This window comes from Ureibacillus chungkukjangi, from assembly GCF_044795995.1.
GTDB lineage: Bacteria > Bacillota > Bacilli > Bacillales_A > Planococcaceae > Ureibacillus > Ureibacillus chungkukjangi.
The window spans coordinates 268,399-291,289 of record NZ_CP085009.1; the positions used below are offsets into that span (position 1 = coordinate 268,399).

General features: G+C 37.0%; 20 protein-coding genes, 13 tRNA genes, 1 other RNA gene, 1 pseudogene and 1 other annotated feature. Of the genes and pseudogenes, 29 read left to right on the forward strand and 6 right to left on the reverse strand.

Features of this window, described 5'->3' with window-relative positions:
• The 13 genes from LG296_RS01245 (at nt 1) to LG296_RS01305 (ending at nt 1,161) form a co-directional block, all read left to right on the forward strand.
• Nucleotides 1-89, forward strand: a tRNA-Leu gene (locus LG296_RS01245).
• A gap of 10 nt (nt 90-99) precedes the next feature.
• Nucleotides 100-176: transfer RNA gene (locus tag LG296_RS01250), tRNA-Arg, on the forward strand.
• A gap of 5 nt (nt 177-181) precedes the next feature.
• Nucleotides 182-258, forward strand: a tRNA-Pro gene (locus LG296_RS01255).
• A gap of 20 nt (nt 259-278) precedes the next feature.
• Nucleotides 279-354, forward strand: a tRNA-Ala gene (locus tag LG296_RS01260).
• Between the two features lie 19 nt (nt 355-373).
• Nucleotides 374-450 (forward strand) — tRNA-Met (locus LG296_RS01265).
• A gap of 9 nt (nt 451-459) precedes the next feature.
• Nucleotides 460-552: transfer RNA gene (locus LG296_RS01270), tRNA-Ser, on the forward strand.
• Between the two features lie 36 nt (nt 553-588).
• Nucleotides 589-663 (forward strand) — tRNA-Met (locus tag LG296_RS01275).
• 3 nt (nt 664-666) lie between these two features.
• Nucleotides 667-742: transfer RNA gene (locus tag LG296_RS01280), tRNA-Asp, on the forward strand.
• Nucleotides 743-767: 25 nt separating this feature from the next.
• Nucleotides 768-843: transfer RNA gene (locus LG296_RS01285), tRNA-Phe, on the forward strand.
• 6 nt (nt 844-849) lie between these two features.
• Nucleotides 850-923 (forward strand) — tRNA-Gly (locus LG296_RS01290).
• A 4-nt stretch (nt 924-927) separates the two neighbouring features.
• Nucleotides 928-1,004 (forward strand) — tRNA-Ile (locus tag LG296_RS01295).
• Nucleotides 1,005-1,013: 9 nt separating this feature from the next.
• Nucleotides 1,014-1,088 (forward strand) — tRNA-Asn (locus LG296_RS01300).
• 1 nt (nt 1,089) lies between these two features.
• Nucleotides 1,090-1,161 (forward strand) — tRNA-Glu (locus LG296_RS01305).
• Nucleotides 1,162-1,401: 240 nt separating this feature from the next.
• On the opposite strand, the gene ssrS is transcribed toward LG296_RS01305, so the two are convergent.
• From ssrS to LG296_RS01320, 3 genes are all read right to left on the reverse strand, one after another.
• Nucleotides 1,402-1,593, reverse strand: a non-coding RNA gene (ssrS, locus tag LG296_RS01310) — 6S RNA.
• A gap of 205 nt (nt 1,594-1,798) precedes the next feature.
• Nucleotides 1,799-2,440 carry a YfbR-like 5'-deoxynucleotidase gene (locus LG296_RS01315; protein WP_181418120.1) on the reverse strand — a complete coding sequence of 214 codons (642 nt, stop codon included), beginning with the start codon at nt 2,438-2,440 and terminating at the stop codon, nt 1,799-1,801.
• A gap of 316 nt (nt 2,441-2,756) precedes the next feature.
• Complete coding sequence (locus LG296_RS01320) at nt 2,757-2,942, reverse strand: YjfB family protein (RefSeq protein ID WP_107937766.1); 186 nt, start codon at nt 2,940-2,942, stop codon at nt 2,757-2,759.
• 147 nt (nt 2,943-3,089) lie between these two features.
• On the opposite strand from LG296_RS01320, the gene LG296_RS01325 reads away from it, so the two are divergent.
• The 15 genes and pseudogenes from LG296_RS01325 (at nt 3,090) to LG296_RS01395 (ending at nt 19,022) form a co-directional block, all read left to right on the forward strand.
• A complete protein-coding gene (locus LG296_RS01325; protein WP_107937768.1) occupies nt 3,090-3,656 on the forward strand; it encodes a superoxide dismutase family protein in 567 nt (188 codons plus the stop codon).
• Between the two features lie 424 nt (nt 3,657-4,080).
• Nucleotides 4,081-5,049 carry a TAXI family TRAP transporter solute-binding subunit gene (locus tag LG296_RS01330; protein WP_251401912.1) on the forward strand — a complete coding sequence of 323 codons (969 nt, stop codon included), beginning with the start codon at nt 4,081-4,083 and terminating at the stop codon, nt 5,047-5,049.
• A 116-nt stretch (nt 5,050-5,165) separates the two neighbouring features.
• Complete coding sequence (locus tag LG296_RS01335) at nt 5,166-5,684, forward strand: DUF1850 domain-containing protein (RefSeq protein WP_107937772.1); 519 nt, start codon at nt 5,166-5,168, stop codon at nt 5,682-5,684.
• Between the two features lie 31 nt (nt 5,685-5,715).
• A complete protein-coding gene (locus LG296_RS01340) occupies nt 5,716-7,731 on the forward strand; it encodes a TRAP transporter permease (RefSeq protein WP_107937786.1) in 2,016 nt (671 codons plus the stop codon).
• A gap of 226 nt (nt 7,732-7,957) precedes the next feature.
• On the forward strand, nt 7,958-8,503 hold the full coding sequence (locus LG296_RS01345) for a 5' nucleotidase, NT5C type (protein WP_107937774.1): 546 nt from the start codon (nt 7,958-7,960) through the stop codon (nt 8,501-8,503).
• 303 nt (nt 8,504-8,806) lie between these two features.
• On the forward strand, nt 8,807-8,953 hold the full coding sequence (locus LG296_RS01350; protein WP_181418119.1) for a hypothetical protein: 147 nt from the start codon (nt 8,807-8,809) through the stop codon (nt 8,951-8,953).
• Nucleotides 8,954-9,142: 189 nt separating this feature from the next.
• Nucleotides 9,143-10,258, forward strand: coding sequence for an amidohydrolase (locus tag LG296_RS01355; RefSeq protein WP_107937776.1), 1,116 nt, complete (start codon nt 9,143-9,145; stop codon nt 10,256-10,258).
• 33 nt (nt 10,259-10,291) lie between these two features.
• On the forward strand, nt 10,292-11,407 hold the full coding sequence (locus LG296_RS01360; protein WP_107937778.1) for a mandelate racemase/muconate lactonizing enzyme family protein: 1,116 nt from the start codon (nt 10,292-10,294) through the stop codon (nt 11,405-11,407).
• Nucleotides 11,408-11,418: 11 nt separating this feature from the next.
• On the forward strand, nt 11,419-12,120 hold the full coding sequence (locus tag LG296_RS01365) for an N-acetyltransferase (protein ID WP_107937780.1): 702 nt from the start codon (nt 11,419-11,421) through the stop codon (nt 12,118-12,120).
• A gap of 121 nt (nt 12,121-12,241) precedes the next feature.
• Nucleotides 12,242-12,769, forward strand: coding sequence for an HPP family protein (locus tag LG296_RS01370; protein ID WP_107937782.1), 528 nt, complete (start codon nt 12,242-12,244; stop codon nt 12,767-12,769).
• Nucleotides 12,770-13,258: 489 nt separating this feature from the next.
• Nucleotides 13,259-14,604, forward strand: a pseudogene (locus tag LG296_RS01375) (IS3 family transposase).
• A 542-nt stretch (nt 14,605-15,146) separates the two neighbouring features.
• Nucleotides 15,147-15,800 (forward strand): hypothetical protein, encoded by a 654-nt coding sequence (locus LG296_RS01380; RefSeq protein WP_107936951.1) that lies wholly within the window; start codon nt 15,147-15,149, stop codon nt 15,798-15,800.
• Between the two features lie 92 nt (nt 15,801-15,892).
• Nucleotides 15,893-16,237 carry a hypothetical protein gene (locus LG296_RS01385; RefSeq protein ID WP_107936949.1) on the forward strand — a complete coding sequence of 115 codons (345 nt, stop codon included), beginning with the start codon at nt 15,893-15,895 and terminating at the stop codon, nt 16,235-16,237.
• 78 nt (nt 16,238-16,315) lie between these two features.
• Nucleotides 16,316-16,581: a binding site (T-box leader), on the forward strand.
• A gap of 147 nt (nt 16,582-16,728) precedes the next feature.
• Nucleotides 16,729-17,946, forward strand: coding sequence for an MFS transporter (locus tag LG296_RS01390; protein ID WP_107936947.1), 1,218 nt, complete (start codon nt 16,729-16,731; stop codon nt 17,944-17,946).
• A gap of 89 nt (nt 17,947-18,035) precedes the next feature.
• Nucleotides 18,036-19,022, forward strand: coding sequence for an alpha/beta fold hydrolase (locus tag LG296_RS01395; RefSeq protein WP_404427264.1), 987 nt, complete (start codon nt 18,036-18,038; stop codon nt 19,020-19,022).
• Between the two features lie 88 nt (nt 19,023-19,110).
• Here LG296_RS01395 and LG296_RS01400 read toward each other — a convergent pair whose 3' ends face one another.
• Entirely contained in the window at nt 19,111-19,818 is a 708-nt protein-coding gene (locus tag LG296_RS01400; RefSeq protein ID WP_251401916.1) for a Fe-S oxidoreductase, read from the reverse strand.
• Nucleotides 19,819-19,950: 132 nt separating this feature from the next.
• Here LG296_RS01400 and LG296_RS01405 point away from each other — a divergent pair, with 132 nt between their 5' ends.
• Entirely contained in the window at nt 19,951-20,379 is a 429-nt protein-coding gene (locus LG296_RS01405) for a DUF4395 domain-containing protein (protein ID WP_251401918.1), read from the forward strand.
• A gap of 171 nt (nt 20,380-20,550) precedes the next feature.
• Here the strand turns inward: LG296_RS01405 and LG296_RS01410 are convergent, their stop codons facing one another.
• Both LG296_RS01410 and pepT read right to left on the reverse strand, forming a co-directional pair.
• Nucleotides 20,551-21,516 (reverse strand): multidrug resistance efflux transporter family protein, encoded by a 966-nt coding sequence (locus LG296_RS01410; protein WP_251401920.1) that lies wholly within the window; start codon nt 21,514-21,516, stop codon nt 20,551-20,553.
• Nucleotides 21,517-21,658: 142 nt separating this feature from the next.
• A complete protein-coding gene (pepT, locus tag LG296_RS01415) occupies nt 21,659-22,888 on the reverse strand; it encodes a peptidase T (protein ID WP_251401933.1) in 1,230 nt (409 codons plus the stop codon).
• Between the last annotated feature and the right edge of the window lie 3 nt (nt 22,889-22,891).

The window sequence follows — 22,891 nt, forward strand, 5'->3', positions numbered from 1 at the left end:
GCCGGGGTGGCGGAACTGGCAGACGCACAGGACTTAAAATCCTGCGGTAGGTGACTACCGTACCGGTTCGATTCCGGTCCTCGGCACCATTTCATATATGCGCCCGTAGCTCAATTGGATAGAGCGTCTGACTACGGATCAGAAGGTTGTGGGTTCGACTCCTGCCGGGCGCGCCATATAACGAGAAGTAGCTCAGCTTGGTAGAGCACTTGGTTTGGGACCAAGGGGTCGCAGGTTCGAATCCTGTCTTCTCGACCATTAACTTTAACTTTATTAATGGGGCCTTAGCTCAGCTGGGAGAGCGCCTGCCTTGCACGCAGGAGGTCAGCGGTTCGATCCCGCTAGGCTCCACCAAAACTTATAATTTTTCAATGGCGGCGTAGCTCAGCTGGCTAGAGCGTACGGTTCATACCCGTGAGGTCGGGGGTTCGATCCCCTCTGCCGCCACCATATAAACTCGGAGGCATACCCAAGTCTGGCTGAAGGGATCGGTCTTGAAAACCGACAGGCGGGTTACACCGCGCGTGGGTTCGAATCCTACTGCCTCCGCCATTTTTATTCTAATACATATTCAATCAATTATATTTTCGCGGGGTGGAGCAGTGGTAGCTCGTCGGGCTCATAACCCGAAGGTCGCAGGTTCAAATCCTGTCCCCGCAACCAAATGGTCCCGTGGTGTAGCGGTTAACATGCCTGCCTGTCACGCAGGAGATCGCCGGTTCGATCCCGGTCGGGACCGCCATTTTTTTATGAAATTTAAGTTGAACGGGTCAGTAGCTCAGTTGGTAGAGCATTAGATTGAAGCTCTAAGTGTCGGCGGTTCGATTCCGTCCTGACCCACCATTTTTTGCGGGTGTAGTTTAATGGTAAAACCTCAGCCTTCCAAGCTGATGTCGTGAGTTCGATTCTCATCACCCGCTCCAATTGGGGCCTATAGCTCAGCTGGTTAGAGCGCACGCCTGATAAGCGTGAGGTCGATGGTTCGAGTCCATTTAGGCCCACCATACAATTTTTCCGAAGTAGCTCAGTGGTAGAGCAACCGGCTGTTAACCGGTTGGTCGTAGGTTCGAGTCCTACCTTCGGAGCCACGGCCCGTTGGTCAAGTGGTTAAGACACCGCCCTTTCACGGCGGTAACACGGGTTCGAATCCCGTACGGGTCATAAAAAGACGTGTAGCATTTGCTACACGTCTTTTTTTCTAATTAATAAGAACTTCATCATCGAATGCATAAAAAGTGTCTAAGGGCTTTCTAAAAAGATTGGCTTAGTCTAGATATTCTGTTTCTTGATCATCTGGATAGAAACCATCAATCAATTAATTAACTTAACTAGACAACAAAAAAATCTTCCGGCAAATGAATGCAGGAAGATTTCTTATGAGCCTTGCTATACAATATGTATGGCAAAGCCGCCTTGCCGTAATAATTATAGAAAGTTTTTAACCACCACTCCTCAAAGTGGGTGTTCGCAAAAGAATTCCTGTATATCGTCATTCACCTTGGTGTGACGCTCGCCATTCCATCTTCTATATAAAACTCCCTTTTACAGTTCAAAGGTTAAAACTTAATATGTGTACGAACAACGCAGCTTTAATGTTATATTAAACGATTATTTGGGGTTGTGCAAGTAAGTACTATCGCAGATAATTGTCAAATTTTTATCATGCGATTTTCCATTGTAAATAATGGATTTAACGGGATGGTTGGATAAGTGGAGAGGACAAAATAGGCTTAAATCGAAGTAATATTGATTTTTTGATAAAATAAAAAGCCTTCCATTATTGGAAAACTTTTTAAAATTATTCTGATGTATTTAACACTTCATTCGTAAGGGCAGCAATATTAATTTGCGTGTCCTCATGCATTACATCATTTAAAATTTCATTACGGAAATAACGGACGCTTACATGAAGAGGCATCTTCAATAGCTTTTCTAGGGCCTGCTGGTACATAATTACGAACTCCTTATCAGTGTTCCCACGCTTTAACTCTGCAAAGGACTCATAAAATTGGTCAAGTTTGTCTGAAAACTCTAGTAAACGGCCCTCAATTGTTTCGTCTTTTCCCTCCTTCATACGTTCAGAGAAGACTTCTTGAAAATCTGAAGGTATTTCTTCCTGTATGAATTTTTCCATCATTTTCTCTTCAACATGGGCTAGCATTTGTTTAAGCTCTATACTTGCATGCTTAACTGGTGTTTTAATGTCACCAATGAACACCTCAGCAAAATCGTGATTGATTGTTTTTTCATATAGTGACTTCCAATTAATCGTTGCACCATTCATTTCTTCGAGTGTAGCAAAAAACATAGCATATTGTGAAACCTTCCAAGAATGAGCAGCTACATTATGCTCTTCGAATTTAAAACGACCAGGAGCACGGAAAATTCTTTCTAAATCATTTAAGCTTGTAAAAAATCTATGGATACCTATAAAAATCACTCCTCAACTTTTTTAGCATAATAAATATGCCTATATCTGCATCATACAATTATTCTTACCCCAATAGATGTGGATTTAAATCATTTAACAAACAATTAATAAGGTATTTACAAATAATAAAATTTAAATGGTTTAATTTATAAGATATGCAACAGCGGTAAAAATGTGAACTAAATTGTAAATAAAATAATTCTTTTTTAAGAAAATTGATGAGGGGTGTTCTTTTATCAATATATCCTACCTTGCTCTTTGGCTTATGGTAATAGAGAGAACTTTGTAAAAAAAGACCTTTGATTAAAATCAAAGATCCTTTCCCTTATACAGAAACGTCAATCGTTGTTCCTTTATGAGGGTGTGGGGCAGCCGGTTGCTGTGCTGGCATTTGCTCTAGCATTTGAACAGCACTGGCTGCACCCATGTTAAGCGATTTATTCATAATGCTCAGTTGCACTGTTTGCTGTAGCTGTGCCACTTGTGTAGACATAAATGAACTTAATTCCATATATTCATCACTCCTTTTGTTTTATATCGGTCTAACCACATGGAAAATCAATATTTTCTCTAAAATAGTATAAATGGTATCTTTCCACAGTATCGGAATACTTCTCATAATTATGGGTAATACTTGTACATATAGGAGGGTATGAATATGTGGAAAAATCTTATTGTTTTAGGTAGTATGACAGTTCTTTTGAGTGGCTGTGGATTTTTTGGAATGGCTGAAGATGAAAAACAAATACCAGTTGCGGCGCCAGAGACTTTAAAGGCAGCAGCTAATGTTGTAGATAATGAAGGTAATGAAATTGGACATATGGAGTTAACTGAAGGCTCAGATGGTGTATTAATATCTCTTGGACTAACTAAAGTTCCAGAAGGCGAGCATGGTATTCATATCCATGAGGTAGGAAAATGTGAAAAGCCTACATTTGAATCAGCTGGAGCACATTTTAACCCACTTGAAAAACAACATGGTATCGAAAATCCAAAAGGACCTCACCTTGGAGATTTACCAAACATTGCACCAGAAGAGGATGGAACGGTTCAAGTTGAATTTGTAGCGAAAAACTTAACATTAGAACCGGGTATGGAAAACTCTATCTTGGACAAGGATGGTAGTGCAATTGTAATTCATGAAGGTCCAGATGATTATAAAACAGACCCATCTGGAAACTCAGGAGATCGTATAGCATGTGGTGTTATTAGTTCTTCTAAATAGTAAATTGGCTGTGTAAAAAGGCAAAATTTTGCGCTTTTGCACAGTTTTTTTCTGAATTTTAGAAAGAGGAGGAAAATCAATTCTTTACATGGGTATGTAGGGAAATTCGAATTTACATATTTTTCAATTTTAAAAAGTAGAAATTTATTTAAAGTAATATAATAATTTGCTAGTCTATTTTAGGTTTAAAATTGCATATGTAGTTCGTTAATACCAGTAATTACTAATTCTGTATTATAACAAGAAGCTATCTATCTAGGAAAATCGTTATAGTGGAATATCTAAAACCTCTTTAAGAAAGCGCCTTCATGCTGTAAAAATACCAATTACTCTATTAATAGAGTGTCAAAATCATTGACACAAGGGAAAGTGAATAGTTACAATTGAAACTGTAATGTAACAATTTAGTACTGGAGGGTTTTAGTTGAAGAAAAATAATTATTTACTAATGACAGTTTTAGGTTTGTTACTTCTAGTTCTTGCGGCTTGTGGCGGAGATGAGGCTACTGACGGTAACTCTGAAGAAACAAAATCTAATGATTTTTTAAGTTTAGCAACTGGTGGTACACAAGGTACTTATTATGCTCTAGGTGGTACTTTTGCAGATTTAATTTCAGATGAAACGGGTATTAAAACAACTGCTGAAGTTTCTCAAGCATCTGCAGCAAATGCTAATGCATTAAAAGCTGGCGATGCTGAAATTGCTTTCCTACAAACAGATATCGCTTACTATGCAAAAAATGGTGAGTTAATGTTTGAAGGACAGGCGGTTGAAGATCTTGTGGCAATCGGTGGATTATATCCAGAAACAATTCACTTAGTGACAACTTCAAAATCTGGAATCACTTCATTTGATGATTTAAAAGGTAAAAAGGTATCAGTAGGTGCACCAGGTTCTGGTACTTATGCAAATGCTGAGCAATTATTAGAAGTACATGGTTTAACTATGGACGATATTCAAGCACAAAATTTAGACTTTGGTGAATCAACTGATGGTTTAAATACTGGTCAAATCGATGCTGCGTTTATCACAGCTGGTTACCCAACAGCAGCTGTTGAAGCATTAGGTGCAACAGCTGATGTAGTAATCGTACCGGTTGAAGCTGACAAAGCTGAAGCTCTAATTGAAAAATATCCTTATTATGCAGTAGATACAATTCCTTCAGGTACTTATGGATTAACTTCAGAAGTTCCAACTGTATCAGTTTTAGCTATGATTGCAGTTAAATCAGATTTATCTGAAGATGTAGCATACGGAATTGCAAAAGCAATTTACGGAAATGCTGGCGAAATCAGTCATCCTAAAGGAGAGTTCATTAAAACTGAAACTGCTTTAGATGGTATTGGAATTGACGTTCATCCAGGTGCTCAAAAATACTTTGATGAACAATAAATAAGTAGTAAAGAAGAGCTTGAAGAAACTGCTTCTTCAAGCTCTTTTTGACTTTGCTTTCTTATATATAGCTCAGTGTACTTTTTAAGGAACATTTGATTAGATGAGGCGATGTAATGAAAAGAGCAATTTTACTCTTAGTTGTATCTATACTTGGTATTATTTTTTTGTTTTCACCAAATTATACGGTGCTGTCGTTTGAAGAAACAAAAACGAATCATCCCAAAAGTACTTACATAAACGTAACAAAAGATAATAAATTTATTATCCGCTATATCCATTCAATTCATTTAACAGATGTACTTGAAACCTATGAAGTAACTGACTCTAATCAGATACGGCTACTTTCAATGGAATATGAGGATGTTGCCATCGGTATGCCTGCGCATGCTGAGGAGGGTCAAACATTGAGCTATAAAAATGGTAAATATAAGCTTGAATTTGAGAATCAAATAATTGATAGCTTTACACTTTATGTTGGAGATATTAATCTAGAATTAGCGTTTATTTATGAAGGGAATACCTATGATTTAAAAAAGTCATTAGGACGAGGAAATGCCTTTCTATTTGAAATCAAAAGGATTTCATTATTTGAGAAGCTGAAAGGAGTTGTTATGTTACATGAAAAAGGATGACAAAAAGTCTTCTAAAGTTGGTGCAGGCAGTATGGAAAATATACCTGCAGCAGACCAAATTGAAGCGTTATCTCAAGAACAGCAACAGCAATTATTAGAAAAATATGATACAGAATCGAACTTGCGACGACTAGCTGGTGTAATGAAATGGGTTATCTATATTGGTTTACTTTCATTTTCACTATTCCAATTATATACAGCTATTTTCGGTCAATTTACTGCCTATATTCAACGTTCAATCCATTTAGGCTTTGCTTTAACATTTATCTTTTTACTATTCCCGTCCTTTAAAAAGGGAAGAAAAGATAAAGTACCGTTTTATGATTACATCCTTGCAATAGCTGCCATGGGTTCGGGGCTATATTGGACGATTAACTATGAACGACTAGTTAAAAGTCTTGGTAGTATTACACAAATGGACTTTATTGTCGGTCTTATCGTAATCATATTAGTATTAGAGGGGGCAAGACGTGCAGTTGGTTTACCAATTGCAATTATCGCCGCTTTATTCCTGGCTTACGCTATGTTTGGACGGTATATGCCAGATTTCTTATCCCATCGTGGCCAGTCTTTAGAACAGATTGTTAACCTAATGTACTACTCAACAGACGGTATTTTAGGAACACCACTTAGTGTTTCTGCAACATACATCTTTGCTTTCTTATTATTTGGAGCCTTCCTTGTTAAAACGGGTGTAGGTGGATATTTTAATGATTTAGCCATCGCTATAGCAGGGAAATTAGTAGGTGGTCCTGCTAAAGTTGCAATTTTCTCTTCTGCTTTGCAGGGTACTATCTCAGGAAGTTCTGTAGCGAATGTAGTAACATCAGGTTCTTATACAATTCCAATGATGAAAAAATTAGGGTATAAAAAGGAATTTGCAGGAGCAGTAGAAGCAGCTGCTTCTACTGGTGGTCAGTTAATGCCTCCGATTATGGGTGCAGCAGCTTTTTTAATGGTTGAGTTTATTGGCCGCGGTGTCACATATTGGGATATCGCAAAAGCGGCAGCTATTCCAGCCCTTCTTTACTTCGTAGGAATTTGGATTATGACGCACTTTGAAGCGAAACGTCTAGGACTTCAAGGACTAAAAGATGAAGAAATACCAGATAGAAAAGCAATATTTAAGAAAATCTATTTATTAACGCCAATTGTCTTAATCATTGTATTAATGATGTCAGGAATTCCTGTTATTCATGCAGCACTTTATGGAATCGTTGCATGTATTCTTGTTGGATTGATTAATAAAGAGATAAAGTTTGGTGTTCGCGAAATCATCGATGCACTAGTTGATGGTGCTCGTACGGCATTGGCAGTTGCAGCTGCTACTGGATGTGCGGGGATTATCGTTGGTGTAGTAGTAAAAACTGGACTTGGCTTGAGCTTAGCAAATAGTTTAGTAGACCTTGCTGGCGGTAAAATCTTCTTAACATTATTCTTTGTTATGATCGCCTCTCTAGTATTAGGGATGGGTGCACCAACTACAGCAAACTATGTTATTACATCGACAATTGCTGCGCCAGCGATAATTACATTACTAGCACCTGATGTATCACAAGCTTTAATACCAATTACAGTTATATTATCGGCGCACTTCTTTGTATTTTATTTTGGAATTATTGCCGATATCACACCGCCAGTTGCTCTTGCAGCCTTTGCGGCATCCGGAATATCCGGCGGGGATCCAATCAAAACTGGGGTGAATTCTGCTAAGCTAGCGATAGCAGCGTTTATCATTCCATACATGATTGTATTTTCACCAGCATTACTAATGATCGATGTGACATTATGGCAAGTGATTTGGGTAGTGTTTACAGCAATAATGGGTATGATAGCCATTGGAGCAGGAGTTATCGGATTCTGGTATCGTAAAATCAACTGGCTAGAGCGTTTAATCGTGCTTGGGGCAGGTTTAGCGATGATTTATCCAGAGTCCTTCTCTGACTTTGTGGGATTAGCCGTATTCGGCATTATGTTCATATTACAATTAATGTCAAAAGATAAAAACAAACCGAACAACAAAGACTTAAATACAGCTACGAACTAGTAGATTCAAAGGGCTTGCATATTAACGTATGCAGGCTTTTTTCCATGTTATTGGACTAGTTCGGAATTTGTTAAAGATATATATTTTTTGTAAATAGTTTCCGATTCTCATTGTTTTTCGTTACAGGTTTTTTTACACTAATAACAAAGAGGGCTAGAATTTATGAATCGGTGAAAAAATGTCGAGGTATGCTGAGGATAAAAATATTATATTAATGGGGGTAACTATGAAAAGTATAGCGGTGGATATGGATCAGGTACTAGCAGATTTCCTAGGTAAGGCATCAAGAGCTTGTAAGGAGCGATTTAACCTTTCAATCTCTAAAGAAGAATTTGATGTAGCTAAACTAGAGGCACATCATCCGGAGCTTGTGAAAAAATTCTTTTTAATGATTAATGAGCCTGACTTTTTTAGGGATCTTGAGTTATTAGATCCAGATGCAATTTCAGTTTTAAAGGAGCTTAGTGAGCATTATGAAATCTATATTGCTACAGCTGCAATGGATGTGCCTGGTTGCTTTAATGCAAAGTATGAATGGTTACTTGAACACTTCTCATTTTTAAATCCGGAGCACTTTATTTTCTGTGGGGACAAAAAGGTAGTAAAGGCAGATTACCTCATTGATGATAATGTAAAGCAGCTACACTCCTTTACTGGAGAAGGTATCCTATATTCCCAGCCTTATAATGAGTGCTGTGAGGATTTTAAACGAGTGCGTAATTGGAAAGAGATTCGCGATTTATTTTTACCTGTAATTCATATTAATGATTAAGTAAGACTATATTAAATACTTTGAAATTAGTCCCTCTTAGTAGGGGCTTTTTTACTCCTTTCTAAAAGCCACAATAGCCAACAAAATTCAAAGCCAAAATGAAGAATCTACCACTATATAGTTGGGTTTTTGTATTGTACAATGATTATAAGCAAAATTCGACAATTGCAAATGAATAATTATCACAAATTGCGATTTTTATGATACTTTTTTTGCATAGTTAACGAAAATGGGTTGTATTGAACAAGAGAAATGTGTATGATATAAAATATCAGAAAATTCAAACTAAGAGGTGTTTAAATAATGACAAACCTATTATTATCCAAGTTTGAAACTTATTTATTAGATGAAGAGCTTGAATTAGAGAATCAGCAGGCTCAAGTAGATTATAACTATCAAGAGTCTGTAAATTATGAAGAATATCCACCTGGATTCTTTTCAGGCTTATAAGATTTAATATGAGGAGGGAATACTTTCCTTCCTTCCTACGGCAAAATCCATCTAGGGAATTGCCGTTTTTTCCATTATAGAAGTGAGTTATTAGTTTTCAAAATTCTAATTTATAGGCAGAAGCAGTTAATAAGTAACGCTTTCATATGTATAATAGAGAAAGCCAACATATAATTTGAGGTGTGGAAAATGGGTCAGGTAAAAACTTATGAAGAAGTAATCTATGGATGGTTCGATCATTTTCATGCTCATCCAGAAGTAAGCTGGAAGGAAGTAGAAACGACAAAGAAAATAGCATCGATATTAGATGAAATGAAAATAAAATATAAACTCTTTTCTGATGTAACTGGTCTAGTGGCAGAGATAGGACAGGGAGAGGAAGTTATTGCAGTACGTGCAGATATTGATGCGTTATGGCAAGAGGTAGATGGTACAATGCGTGCAAATCATTCTTGTGGGCATGATGCCAATATTTCGATGGTACTCGGAGCGCTTCTTGATTTAAAGGATGAAAAATTAAATAAACGCATTCGCTTTATCTTCCAGCCTGCTGAGGAGACTGGTGGTGGTGCAATTGAAATGGTAAAGCATGGTGTTATCGATGATGTTTCGTATTTGTTTGGTGTACATCTACGTCCGATTGAAGAATTACCTTTAGGAAAAGTAACACCGGCCATTCATCATGGCGCGGCAATGTTCCTGAAGGGCTCCATTCATGGGGTTGATGCACATGGAGCGAGACCACATCAAGGGAAAAATTCAATTGATGTTATTTTTGCCATTCAACAAATGCTAAAAAGCATTTATATTGACCCCTTTGAGGTTTATAGTGCAAAGCTAACAAAAATCGTTGCAGATGGGGGAAGTACGAATATTATCCCTGGAAACGCAACATTTTCAATGGATATTCGTGCACAAAAAAATTCGGTGCTTGAAGAGCTTCAAAAAAGAATTGATAAGGGCTTTGAAGGAATTCGCAATATGTTTGGAATCGAGTTAAAATGGGATTGGTTGGATAGCACACCAGGAGCAGAGGTTTCTGAGTTAGCTACTCAAATTGCCGCAGATTCAATTGTCGAGGCAATAGGGACTGAGCATTTAGAAAAACCAATTTACACACCTGGTAGCGATGATTTCCACTATTATACGGTACTAAGACCGAAATTAAAGGCAGCAATGATTGGAATTGGTGCGGATTTAACACCAGGTCTCCATCATCCTAAAATGACTTTCAACAAAGAAGCTTTAATTACAGGTGCCAAAGTGTTAACAACTACTCTACGTAATGCAGCAAAAACAAACTAATAGATTAGTTTAGATGAAGGAAGTTTAATTACTATGAAAATCAAGCAAGTTGAAATCTTTGCAGTAAATTTACCATTAATCGATCCATTTATAATTAGCTATGCAACTTACCCAAACATTCAATCGATTATAGTTAAAATGACAACAGAGTGTGGGGTAGTCGGCTGGGGAGAAAGTGTTCCAGACGAGCATATAACAGGTGAAACTCCGCATTCAACCTATGCGATGCTAAAAAATACTTTAGCACCATTAATGATTGGACAAAATCCAATGGAGTTTGAAAAGATTCATGAACTAATGGATAAAAAGGTTCACAGGGCACCAGCAGCAAAAGCAGCTATTGATATTGCTTGCTTTGATGCGGTAGGGAAAAAGTTAGGCGTTCCAGTTTATCAATTAATAGGTGGACGTTATCATGAGAAATTTCCGGTTACACACGTTCTAAGTATTGATGAGCCTGAAAAAATGGCAGAGGAAGCCACACAAAAGATGGAAGAAGGATATACCTCTTTCAAAATGAAAGTGGGCCAAGATGTCTTAAGTGATGTAAAACGCATTAAAGCTGTACGTGAACGTGTTGGTGAAGAAATTGCTATTCGAGTTGATGTAAATCAGGGCTGGGAGAATAGTGCAAATACACTTTCTGCTATTCGACACTTAGAGGCTCTTGGGATTGATTGGTTAGAACAGCCTGTTGCTCAGGACGATATTGATGCAATGGTAGAAATTAAATCCAAATCAACTATTCCTGTCATGATTGATGAAGGAATTCGTGATATGTACAATATGCGTGAGATTATTGCCAAGCGTGCAGCGGATAAAGTGAACATTAAGCTGATGAAATGTGGTGGAATCTATCCTGCTATGAAGCTGGCGAATATGGCTGAGATGGCTGGCATGGAGTGCCAAATTGGTTCGATGGTTGAATCTTCAATTGGTTCTGCTGCTGGTTTCCATGTTGGTTTTTCGAAAAAAATTATTAAAAGTGTGGAGCTAACCGGTCCAGTTAAATTTTCGAAGGATCCTGGAGATCTAAAGGAAAGCTATGTTATTCCAAATATTCAACTAAACGAACGTCCTGGTTTAGGTGTAAGTGTAGATGAGGCAATTCTTGCTGAGCTTACTCAATACTCGGATTTAGTAGAGTAGGTGGGGAAATTTTGAGTTCAGTTTATGAAGGGCTATTAGGTGAGCGTCCTTTTGAAGTAAAGGTACTCGATAAGAACCATTTGCCTAAGATTCTTGCTTTACAGGAATTAGTTTATGATGCCTTACTAAATAAAGATATATTGGAGCCATTAACAGATGAAGAATTTCTCTATATATTAGAGGGGCAAGGTCTATTGGTAGGTACATTTGTTGAAGAACAACTCATTGCTTTTCGAGCACTTTTAGTACCTGCAATTGATGCTGATCATCTGGGTTACGCGATTGGGCTAGTAAATGAGTCGGATTTAAAACGGGTTCTTTATCAGGAAATCTCGAATGTTCATCCAGATTTTCGAGGCTTTGGTCTTCAGAAAACCCTAGCTAAAGTCATCATGCAGCAAATCGATACAAAGGACTTTGATTATATTGCAGCAACAGTAATGCCATACAATATAGCAAGCTTAAAGGATAAATTCTCACAGGGCTTCCATATTGTACGTTTAAAATATGCATATGGTGGTAAATTACGCTATGTATTTGCTTTAGATTTACATAAGAAGCAGCAATATGAAGAGGACACGGTAACCATTTCGATGGGGGATATTGAGGCTCAACAAAGAATCCAGCAAGAAGGCTATGTCGGGACTGCAATGAAGCAGCTGGCAGATGACTGGGTAGTCGAATATCAAAAGCCTTTGAACGTTTTAAAGTAAGTATAGTTAAGCTACCTAAAGGTCAATTAGACTAGTAAGGTAGCTTTTTCGTGTGAAATCATGAGAAATAGAGTTTAGTTTAGTTTAGATTAGAAATTATAGATTAGTGGAGTGTTAGATTGTGATTAATAACCATCATATAAAGCCTGTCCTACAGAAAATGAAAGGACAAACTGCAGTTAATAACCGTACAACAATATCAGATGCCCTCATCGCCTCGGTAGGGGTTTTTGTTTGTATGTTTATTATTTTTGAGTTAACTCAATATACGCATTCACTCTGGTTTATTGCCTCTTTCAGTGCAAGTAGCATGCTTGTAATGACAGCATGGAATGCACCTGTTGGCCAACCTCGCAATGTAATTGGAAGCCATCTGATTGCTTCCTTTATAGCAATAGCGATCCTGAATTTATTTGGCTCATCCCCAGTAATGATGAGTCTAGCCCTTTGCTGTACAATTTTTTGCATGCTTATGACGAGAACCTTTCATCCACCAGCATGTGGCGACCCTATTATCATTATGATGAGCGGGTACAGTTGGGGATTTTTATTTCATCCGGTTTTAATCGGGGCGATTATTATAGTTGTTTTTGGATTAATTATTAATAATCTACATCCAAAACGAAAGTATCCGCTATATTGGTGGTGAAATAGCAGGCTTTCTCATAATTTGGGATGGGGAGGGCTGAAAGGGGTGTTATGGGGGATGGGATTAATAATGAATCGGTTACACTAAGTTGGACAGATACTATGAGGGCTAGTAGACTTAACTGGAGTGGGTACTGGGGGAGGAAGAGATTCGGTTAAGCTTCCAACCTGATAAATAAACGGAGAAATTTCCGTTATTTAGAATGTTAGGTAAAAAACAGCTTGAATAGCGGAAGAAATTCCCTCTATTGACCGGAAAAACATTAAAATAGGGAAATTTATTTAACATAACCGAAAAAACTTCCCTTATATAACCCCTAAACCAGCTCCATTCAGTATATAAGCGGAAAATCTCCTCTTATTTGATATCCATCTCGTCTTTACAGATATGGGCTCTCAACGAAGTTAGGATAAATCAAAAAAAACACCATTCTCAATGAACTGCCCCGTAAAAGTTAGACACTAATCTAACTTTTACGGGGGTTTTTTTATGGCTAAATTTTCTATCGAACAAAAAATTCAAGCAGTTGAACGTTATATAAATGGGCATGAATCAATGAATGGAATCGCGAAGGATATTGGTGTTACTCGGCGTGTAATCAGTGATTGGGTTCGTCTTTATCAAGAGAACGGTAGAGAGGCATTCCTAAAATCCTATACAAACTATTCTGCTGAGTTTAAAATGAATGTACTTAACTATATGAACGAAACAGGTACATCCTCTATTGACACAGCTGCGATATTTAACATTTCATCTCCTGGCTTGATTCGAACTTGGAAGATAAAGTTTGAAATTGGTGGTTATGATACTCTTGTTTCTAAGTAAAAGGGGCGACCACCTATGAAAAAGGACACGAAAACTTTACCAGCTGAAGGATCTGTAGAAGAACTAGAGGCGCGTATAAAGCAACTGGAAATGGAGAATGCATATTTAAAAAAGTTAAACACTTTAGTTCAAATGAAAGAAAAATTACCAACCAAATCAAAGCGCAAGTAATTTATGAACTAAAGGAAATCTATGAAGTGGTGGAATTAATTAAAGTCGCTGATATTCCACGTAGCACATATTACTACTGGGAAAAGCGTTTAAATCGTGATGATAAATATGCAGAAGTTAAAGCTGTTATTCAGTCCATTTACCACGAACATAAAGGGCGTTACGGGTATCGTAGAATTGCTAAAGAATTAAAGAAATATGGCTTCTCTCATGATCCAAAAACAATTAATAAATTGATGAATGCCATGGGCATTAAATGCGAAGTACGTATGAAAAAATACCGATCATACAAAGGAAATGTCGGGAAAATTGCACCGAACATTTTACATCGTGATTTTACAGCGAAAAACATGAACGAGAAATGGGTAACGGACGTAACAGAATTTCATTTATTTGGTGAGAAGCGTTATTTATCTCCAGTATTAGATTTATGTAACGGTGAAATCATTGCCTACACGGTAATGAGTCGCCCAGTTTATAAATTAGTTGGCGATATGTTAAAACAAGCAGTAATGCGGCTTCGACCAGATGATCAAGTCCTTCTACATTCAGACCAAGGTTGGCACTATCAAATGAAACTATACCAACGAACATTAAAACAACATAATATCACACAAAGTATGTCCCGTAAGGGCAATTGTTTGGATAATGCAGTCATTGAAAATTTCTTTGGCTTACTAAAATCTGAGCTACTTTATCTGCAAGAATTTGAGAGCATGGAGCATTTTGAGAAGGAACTATCGGATTATATTCACTATTATAATAACAAACGTATGAAGGCAAAATTAAAAGACCTAAGCCCGGTGGAATACCGAACTCAGGTCCTTGAAGCAGCTTAATTACATATGTCTAACTTTCTTGGGTCAGATCACAACGTAATGGTGTTTTTTGCATAGCTTAAATTGATTTGTGCTTTTATGCGTTGAATCAATTTATAAGTATCGGTTTCTAATTATAGGTTTTCGAAGCTTTATGATAAAAATTCTTCTTATGTCCAGAGCTCCTATTTTTTGCGAAGTAATGTATCCGCCAGAGGGATTCCAATCACTACAACTACAGATGTTAAAATTACTAGACCTTGTAAAATACCTATTGCTAATTGATCGAACATCGTATCTCTCCTTCTTTTCTTTATAATTTATCTTACCTTAAATCTAGTTAATTATCCATCTCTCTATGAAAAGTCAAATGGATAAGTAAAAAATCAGTTCTAAATTTTAACTCTTTAATTAAATTCGATCCGGGAAATTATTATGCCAATTCTGTAACGAAAGCTTCTTTCTTTAAAGAATAATGATGGTAAAATAATACAGTGAGTTATATGACCATTAGCGTTGAATTGGCATAATCGCATATTAATATTGAGGTGGTGAATAAAAAGATGATTAGAAGTAAAGAAGCGCTTATTGGTGCGGCCATGCTTTTATGTATCTGTTTATATTTAACTTTTTCAATTTCAGATGCTGAGAAAATAGGCGCCCGATCGCAATTTATGACGTTCCCTATCAATTATAAAGATGGATATATTCTGTTTGGAATTATTGGGTCCATTTTATTTATAATAGCATTGTTTTTAATCGTATTAGGTTTAAAGAGATATCGTTTTAGAACGGTAGCAATCGTTGCCGTCTTATATGGATTGTCTCCACTCATTCTCATAACATTGTACCAAGAAACTTTAGCAAGTGGCATAGACTCTATTTCATATGATGGCAATGGAGAATGCCATTTTGAATCAATAGGAGAAGAACAATTAAAAGGTGAATGCAATTTCATACTACATAATCATAGCAATGAAGCAGTGTCATTCGAATTAGAATTTTTAGATTCAGATGTGATGGCTGATGCCGTTCGAATGGAGTCGCTCATGAATTTAGCTGGACCATATAATTTAACAATAGAAGCGAATGAAAAAAGGTCGGTTAAAGTAAATGAAATCCTAGATGTATCAGGGATTCCTAAACATATTGAATGGGGGAGTACTGCTAAAATTCATTTCAAATTAATGGATGGTAAGAGTGCACGTATATTGTAGGTTCAGGGATAGAATAAATGACTATTTTAAAGGATGGACAAAAAAACTATAGATACCATATCTATAATTAAGAAAAGGGAGGCACATTTAAAATGAAAGATTTATGTAAATGTGACGAAACTTATGATTTAAAGGTAGATGCGGATATTGGCGCTGATGCAATCTGGTGTAATAAATGTTCTTGTAACTTTGAAATATTATATGTTCCAATTTCCATTGAACTACAGTCAGAACTTACAAAATGGATATTAAAATATGGAGAGTGGATTGATTGGGAAAATGATAAAATCGTTTCAAATGGAGTTGAACTTGAAGAAGCACACAATATACAAGGATTAAAGCTTGCAAACAGAGTGAAAAATGAACTTAAAGAGAGATATAAAGTAACGTTTTCTCCTTCTACATTTGCAAGGAGGCATGCAAAGTCTATAAAGTAGTGTGGCATTAAAGTTTACCAAAAATTCCATTTTGTTGTTGGTTTTTATTTGTAAATAATTTAGAATATAAAAAACTATATAAAGGCTATGAAAAGAAGAGTAAACAGATGTACTATCTGCAGAGACCTCTGTCAGCTGAAAAAGAGGGATAGGAAATTTGTTGAAACAAGACTTGGAGCTGTGCAATGGATTTGCTCGTTTAGAGCAATGATGATGCAACGTATTCTCACGTTAAAGAGATAGAGTATCGCAATTTGATGTATTCACAGGGCCGTACTCGATAAGACCTTTGCAGTAATGTGGAGGTGAACTGGGGTGGCACCGCGACAAGACTCGCCCCCAAGATAAATATCTTGGGGGTGAGTTTTTTTATTTGCGGATTGGAATGTATAAGTTTTAAAGGAAATCCGCATAAGAAAAGACATCAACTCGACCTATACTGGTCGAGTTTTGTTTTTCTAATGTAAAAAAATAAAATCGGAGTGGTGTATATGTCTAAATGGAAGTATCCTTTCTTGCTATTAGGGGGAATCGGAATTTCTAATGTTGGTGGGTGGGTTTACCTCATTGCTCTCAATTTAATTATATTGAATGAAACCGGTTCTCCACTTGCGATTGCCTTGTTGTATATGCTGGGTCCCATCGCAACTATTTGTTCTAATGTATGGTCAGGCAGTTTAATTGATCGGATAAATACTCGTCGACTTATGATGTTGTTGGATTTTTTCCGAGCCTTCTGTATAGCGTTAATCCCATTGTCACCGTCACTAATCTATATGTATGTACTCGCATTTTTGATAAATATTGGAAGTGCTATTTTTGAGCCAACATCAATGGTTTATATGACAAAACTGATACCTGAAGAGGCTCGCCAACGCTTTAATGCCCTAAGAAGTTTTCTCAACTCCTGTGGTTCATTAATAGGCCCATCCATTGCTGGACTTTTATTTTGGATGGGAACTCCTTATACTGCTATCTATGTGAATGCAGTGGCGTTATTCTGTTCAGTGCTTATTCTCATGATGCTCCCCAATGTAGATTCAAGTCACAGAGAAACTAAGGTAAATGGCTCCACTTGGGGTATGGTAGTAAATGATTTTAGAGTGATTTTTAATTTCAGTAAGAGAAATAGCTATATCACTAGGATCTATTTATTATTCAGTGGCACAATTATATTTATGACAGCAATAGATTCTCTTGAGGCAGCATTTGCCAAAAAAGTGCTTTCCATATCTGATACTAATTATGGGTTTTTATTAAGTATATTTGGTGCAGGAATAATATTAAGCTCAATTATAAATATAGTATTTTCAAAACAGCTTGCAGTTACTGGTTTAATAGGGTTCGGAACAATATTTACTTCAATTGGCTATGTTTTGTTTTATGGAGCTAACGGCTTTGTTAGTGCCAGTTTTGCTGTATTCATAATAGGGCTTGCAGTTACGTTTGGAAATACTGGCTATCTCACTTACTTCCAAGATAATATACCCACGAACATGATGGGAAGATTTATAAGCATTTTTAGTGTCATCGAAGCAGCTTTAATAATTTCATTAACGCTAATAACAGGTTTAGCTTCAGAATTCTCCTCTATTCGCCCAGTCGGATTAGTTGCTTCATTTGCTTTCTTTATATTAGGACTAATAGCTATTAAAACTGTTAATGGTGGGAAGGGTGCAAATTTAGAAAATGTAAGTCTCAAGGACTAGTCTAAAATACTGCTCAGGTTTATTACTAGGGGTTTTGCTCTTGCGATAAAATGGAATTAATAGACAAATGAGCAGAGGAACTAGAGAAAATGAAAACTAAAAAGAAATTTAGATTTTGGAAGATGCTTAGGATTATTATTTTAGCTATTGTCGCAGCACTATTGATATGGGTAATGGGAAGTAATTTGATGACTGCATACGAACAAAAAAAGTATCCAGCAATCGGAGAATTAGTAGATGTAAATGGTGAAAATATGCACATTTATACGAAGGGCAATGGTGATAATACAGTAGTATTATTGAGCGGGCTTGGAACAGCAGCGCCTGTTCTGGATTTTGAACCTTTAATAAATGAAATGGCAAAAACGAACAAGGTAGTAGTGGTAGAGCCATTTGGATATGGGTGGAGCGATGTAACAAACAAAGAAAGAACGGTTGAGAATATAGTTGAGGAGATTAGAATAGCTTTAACAAAATCGAATTTACCAGGACCGTATATTTTAATGCCCCATTCGATATCTGGAATCTATAGTATGTATTTTGCCAATAAATATCCTGAGGAAGTAAAAGCCATTGTGGGAATCGACCCTACATTGCCAGAGGCGTTGGATTATTTTGATGAAACAGCACCTACCATGCCTGAAATCTTAAGCTATGTAGCACCTACTGGAATTGCAAGATTCGCACTAAATATTGATCCAGAAGGATTTTTGCCGATTGCTGTGGATGGCACCTATTCCGAAGAAAATCAAAAAATGACCGAGGCGATTTCTGCATGGAAGGGTTATAACAAAACCGTTGTAAATGAGACCAATGAGATAGAGAATAATATTAGAAAAACGATTAATATGAAATTTCCTTCTAGTATGCCAGTTTTACTTTTCACGACTAAAGAAGAGAAGGAAACCACGAATGGGAAAAACAGCGTGACCTTTTATGAAACGCAGCTATCTAATTCCCCGGCTAGTAAGATTGTTATTTTAGAGGGGCATCATTATCTTCATTGGACTCACTATAAAGAAATAAGCAAGGCAGTGAGCGAGCTTATAAAAATCAGCTCTTCAAACTTAAGATAATTGGCTTATGAAACCAGTAAATAAACAGTCCATGTACGTCACTTAACCTACTAAAGACTGTTTATTTTTTGGTTGCTTTTAGATTACTTTACTTCATCGGGCAATATTCACAGTGCATTAAGCCTGGAATGTCTTTTGAGAAGCAGCAGCTTTTTCTTAATGGTTTATTGATAAGGTCGGCAGGGTTTTTGCCGTCAGTGTATTGATAAAACCAGGATTTGTTGGAGAAGAGCTGCCATGCTTTTGTGCCCTCCAGAATTTCTAAATCCTCAAAGGCACGGTCTGCTAGCAATGGATTTTCAAGCTGTTCATAATAATTCCAAAGCATATAGCCGAAAAGATTTTCCCATAATGTAAGTGGAGAAATTGAAGTAGTTTTTCGGAATTGCTGAAATACTTCATGGCATTGATATAAAAGCTTGCTAATTACATACTCACGTTCTTTATCCTCAACAAAGCGATAATCATTTGGCGTTATAAATGTACCAAGAGTATTCACCCCGAACTCATTAATGAGACTGAAGCGAACATCTACCTTTTTGCCATCCCAAATTTCGTCGTACATAGAAAGCATATAAAACTGCATGGCCATGAACATTCCATAGCGTCTACTGAAGTGGGAAACTGCGGCTGTTTCCGTACTCGCTTGTGTAATCCCCATCATCAAGTTACGAAAATCCGTTAAATAAAAATCCTTATGTAAATTTTCTAGTGTAAATAATGGGCGATCAGGATTCTCAGTAAAGACACCAAATGAATTTAAAACACGTATTTGATCATAAGTCAGAGCAGGCATTTATTTCACCTTCATTTTTTACATTAACTATAACACTATCAAGAAATTTGATGAAGATTTTTGATTTCGCTATACAAAAATCCTTAATCATAATAAAATATATAAAACTAATAAGAAAAGTAGGTTTTATAAATGGCACAAATACCGTCAATACCTAGACCATTAGTAAGAACAAACCAATGGACAATTTTCCTTTCTGTCGTTTTAACATGGATTACAGGAGCAGAATGGCTATTAGCAATTCCTCTTGTAGCTAATTTGATGGGCATCTTGTTTAACTATAACCCGATTATGAAAATCGCTAGAGTATTTCTTATAAAAGAAGGGAAGAAGTATATCCCTGAAGACATAACACAGCAAAAGTTCAATGCCTGTATTGCAGTATTTTGCTTAGCAGGAGGGCTTATTAGCTTTATCGCTGGATGGACGATTTTAGGTTACGTATTTACAATCATGGTAGCAGTTGCATCTTTTATTGCTATATTAGGCTTTTGTGTTGGTTGTTTTATCTTCTTCCAGATAAAACAGTTTCAGTATCGTCGAAGCTTAAGACATTCCTAAAAAAAGTTTTCTAAAAATTTATGCAAATAGTTGACTCTCTAATTGAAAACGATTATCATTATCATATGAATAAAAAACCTTATTACTTTTGTGATAAGTGCTTTTCTCCAAAATAAAGTCAAACGTTCTTCCCCCCTATTTAGAACGTTTAGGCGCGAAAAAGGTCGAGCTTCAATGTTGAAGCTCGGCCTCTTTTTTTTCTACCGATTTTGAAAGCTGCATCGTATGATAGCTGTGCAATAGCATCCCGATAATAATAACGCCAATACCTATCAAAGCAACCGGCGTCGGCAGGGGAACGCTTAGTAACACCATTTCACCAATAATAACAAATAATACCTCTGTCGATTGAGTAGCTTCTACTGCTGCTAGCTTACCTTGGTTATCTCGAACGCGATCTGTAGCTATGAAGAATAAAACCGTTGCTATTACTCCAGAGCTAATCCCGACAATCAATGACTGGAACACTTGGAACCCAGATGGAAGTCCGACAGTAAATAGGGCGTAAACAGCCAAGATGATCCATGCTGGTAAAGAGGCGATGGTCATCCCGAGCACTCGTTGGTAAGTATCCAGTCTGCCACCACAAACCTCCATCATTTTTCTGTTCCCTAAAGGATAGGCAAAGGCAGCCACAATAACTGGTAAAATTCCAAGCATCAAGGTTTCAAAAGAGACCGATTGTGCTTGAGGAATTTGTATAAGTAGTATCCCTAGTAAAATAACTATTGAAATTAATAGAGAAATGACAGGGATTTTTTGTCGAATGGCTTTATCCCCAACAACAGTTATAAATAGCGGAGCGAGTAAAACACCAGCTACAATTGTAAATTGCCAGGTTCCAGAAACAATCCATCCTGGACCAAAGGCAGCTGCATAAGTGAGCGGTCCATAAAATAAAACAAAGCCGACAAAGCTCCAAAGCAGCCATTTTGTTGGCTGAGCCTTCATTTCTTTCGTGAGTGGTTGCCACCCTTTACGCGAAAGCACAATGACTAGTAGAAAGGGGAGCATAAAGAAATAACGTAAAGACGCACTCCATAGCCAGCTGCCACCTTCTAATTCCATCGAGTGATTTAAGATAAATGTAACTGCAAAAAACAGGCTTGCAAGTATACCTAAGGCAATTTCCTTCAAACTAATAACCTACTTCCATACCAAATTTAACTCTGTCACAAGTGTATTTGAGTAGTCTTGATGATAGGTGACTTAATATTCTGATATATTAAATGTAAAAAAGAGCGAAGTAAGGCTTTGTTCCCACTTCGCAAGTTTTATTTTATTTCCCTTGTGCTTCAAATAATTGAACAATTTCTAAAATAACCTGTGACGCTTTTTCCATTGTTTCGCCGGATACAAACTCAAATTTACCGTGCATGTTTTCGCCACCTGCAAAAATATTAGGGGTAGGCAAGCCCATGTAAGATAATTGAGAGCCATCTGTACCGCCGCGAACTGGTTCAACAATTGGTGATATGTTTAAATTTTCCATTGCTTTATAAGCGATGTCAACAATTTCTTTTACCGGTTCGATTTTTTCACGCATGTTGTAGTATTGATCTTCAATTTCTACAGTGATAGCATCTTCACCGAATTTTTCTTTCACCATTTTTTCGACTTCAAGGAAATGTGCTTTTTTAGCTTCGAATTTTTCGCGATCATGATCACGAATGATATATGAAAGTTTTGCTTCCTCGATATGTCCATTAAAGCTCATCAAGTGGATAAAGCCCTCGTAGCCTTCTGTTTTTTCAGGGACAGCATCTACAGGCATCGAATTTTGGAATTTAATAGCTAATGTAATGGCATTGACCATTTTTCCTTTTGCAGAACCAGGGTGTACACTTGTTCCTCGAGTTGTTACTTTAACGCCGGCAGCATTAAAGCTTTCAAATTGTAATTCACCAAGTGGACCGCCATCCATTGTGTAAGCATAGTCAGCACCGAAGGCTTTTACGTCAAATTTATGTGGACCACGGCCGATTTCTTCATCTGGAGTGAAAGCCACACGCAGTTTGCCATGTTTGATTTCTGGATGCTGTACTAAGTATTCCATAGCCGTTACAATTTCAGCAATTCCGGCTTTATCGTCAGCACCTAAAAGTGTAGTACCATCCGTTGTTATAAGAGTTTGCCCAACATAATTTTTTAAGTTAGTGAAGTAGCTAGGAGACATAGTAAGCTCATCATTTAACTGAATATCTCCACCATCGTAATTGTCGATTCTACGAGGTTTAACGTTTTTACCTGAAAAATCAGGTGATGTATCAATATGGGCTAAAAAGCCGATTGTTGGAACTTCTTTATCTGTATTGGCAGGTAAAGTGGCAAATAAATATCCATTTTCGTCCAGAGTAACTTCTGTTAGTCCGATTTCTTCTAGTTCAGTTTTTAACACGTTTAATAGATCGAATTGTTTTTCTGTTGATGGGGTAGTTAAGCTTTCAGGATTTGATTCAGTATCGATTTTTGCATAGCGAATTAATCGTTCAATCACTTGTTCTTTCATTAT

Coding starts and splice junctions, on each gene's coding strand:
- LG296_RS01385 (WP_107936949.1), top strand. CDS start 15,893: ATGAAAGATTTATGTAAATGTGACGAAACTTATGATTTAAAGGTAGAT.
- LG296_RS01395 (WP_404427264.1), top strand. CDS start 18,036: ATGAAAACTAAAAAGAAATTTAGATTTTGGAAGATGCTTAGGATTATT.
- LG296_RS01390 (WP_107936947.1), top strand. CDS start 16,729: ATGTCTAAATGGAAGTATCCTTTCTTGCTATTAGGGGGAATCGGAATT.
- LG296_RS01345 (WP_107937774.1), top strand. CDS start 7,958: ATGAAAAGTATAGCGGTGGATATGGATCAGGTACTAGCAGATTTCCTA.
- LG296_RS01355 (WP_107937776.1), top strand. CDS start 9,143: ATGGGTCAGGTAAAAACTTATGAAGAAGTAATCTATGGATGGTTCGAT.
- pepT (WP_251401933.1), bottom strand. CDS start 22,888: ATGAAAGAACAAGTGATTGAACGATTAATTCGCTATGCAAAAATCGAT.
- LG296_RS01380 (WP_107936951.1), top strand. CDS start 15,147: ATGATTAGAAGTAAAGAAGCGCTTATTGGTGCGGCCATGCTTTTATGT.
- LG296_RS01400 (WP_251401916.1), bottom strand. CDS start 19,818: ATGCCTGCTCTGACTTATGATCAAATACGTGTTTTAAATTCATTTGGT.
- LG296_RS01320 (WP_107937766.1), bottom strand. CDS start 2,942: ATGGAATTAAGTTCATTTATGTCTACACAAGTGGCACAGCTACAGCAA.
- LG296_RS01360 (WP_107937778.1), top strand. CDS start 10,292: ATGAAAATCAAGCAAGTTGAAATCTTTGCAGTAAATTTACCATTAATC.
- LG296_RS01335 (WP_107937772.1), top strand. CDS start 5,166: ATGAAAAGAGCAATTTTACTCTTAGTTGTATCTATACTTGGTATTATT.
- LG296_RS01340 (WP_107937786.1), top strand. CDS start 5,716: ATGGAAAATATACCTGCAGCAGACCAAATTGAAGCGTTATCTCAAGAA.
- LG296_RS01350 (WP_181418119.1), top strand. CDS start 8,807: ATGACAAACCTATTATTATCCAAGTTTGAAACTTATTTATTAGATGAA.
- LG296_RS01325 (WP_107937768.1), top strand. CDS start 3,090: ATGTGGAAAAATCTTATTGTTTTAGGTAGTATGACAGTTCTTTTGAGT.
- LG296_RS01405 (WP_251401918.1), top strand. CDS start 19,951: ATGGCACAAATACCGTCAATACCTAGACCATTAGTAAGAACAAACCAA.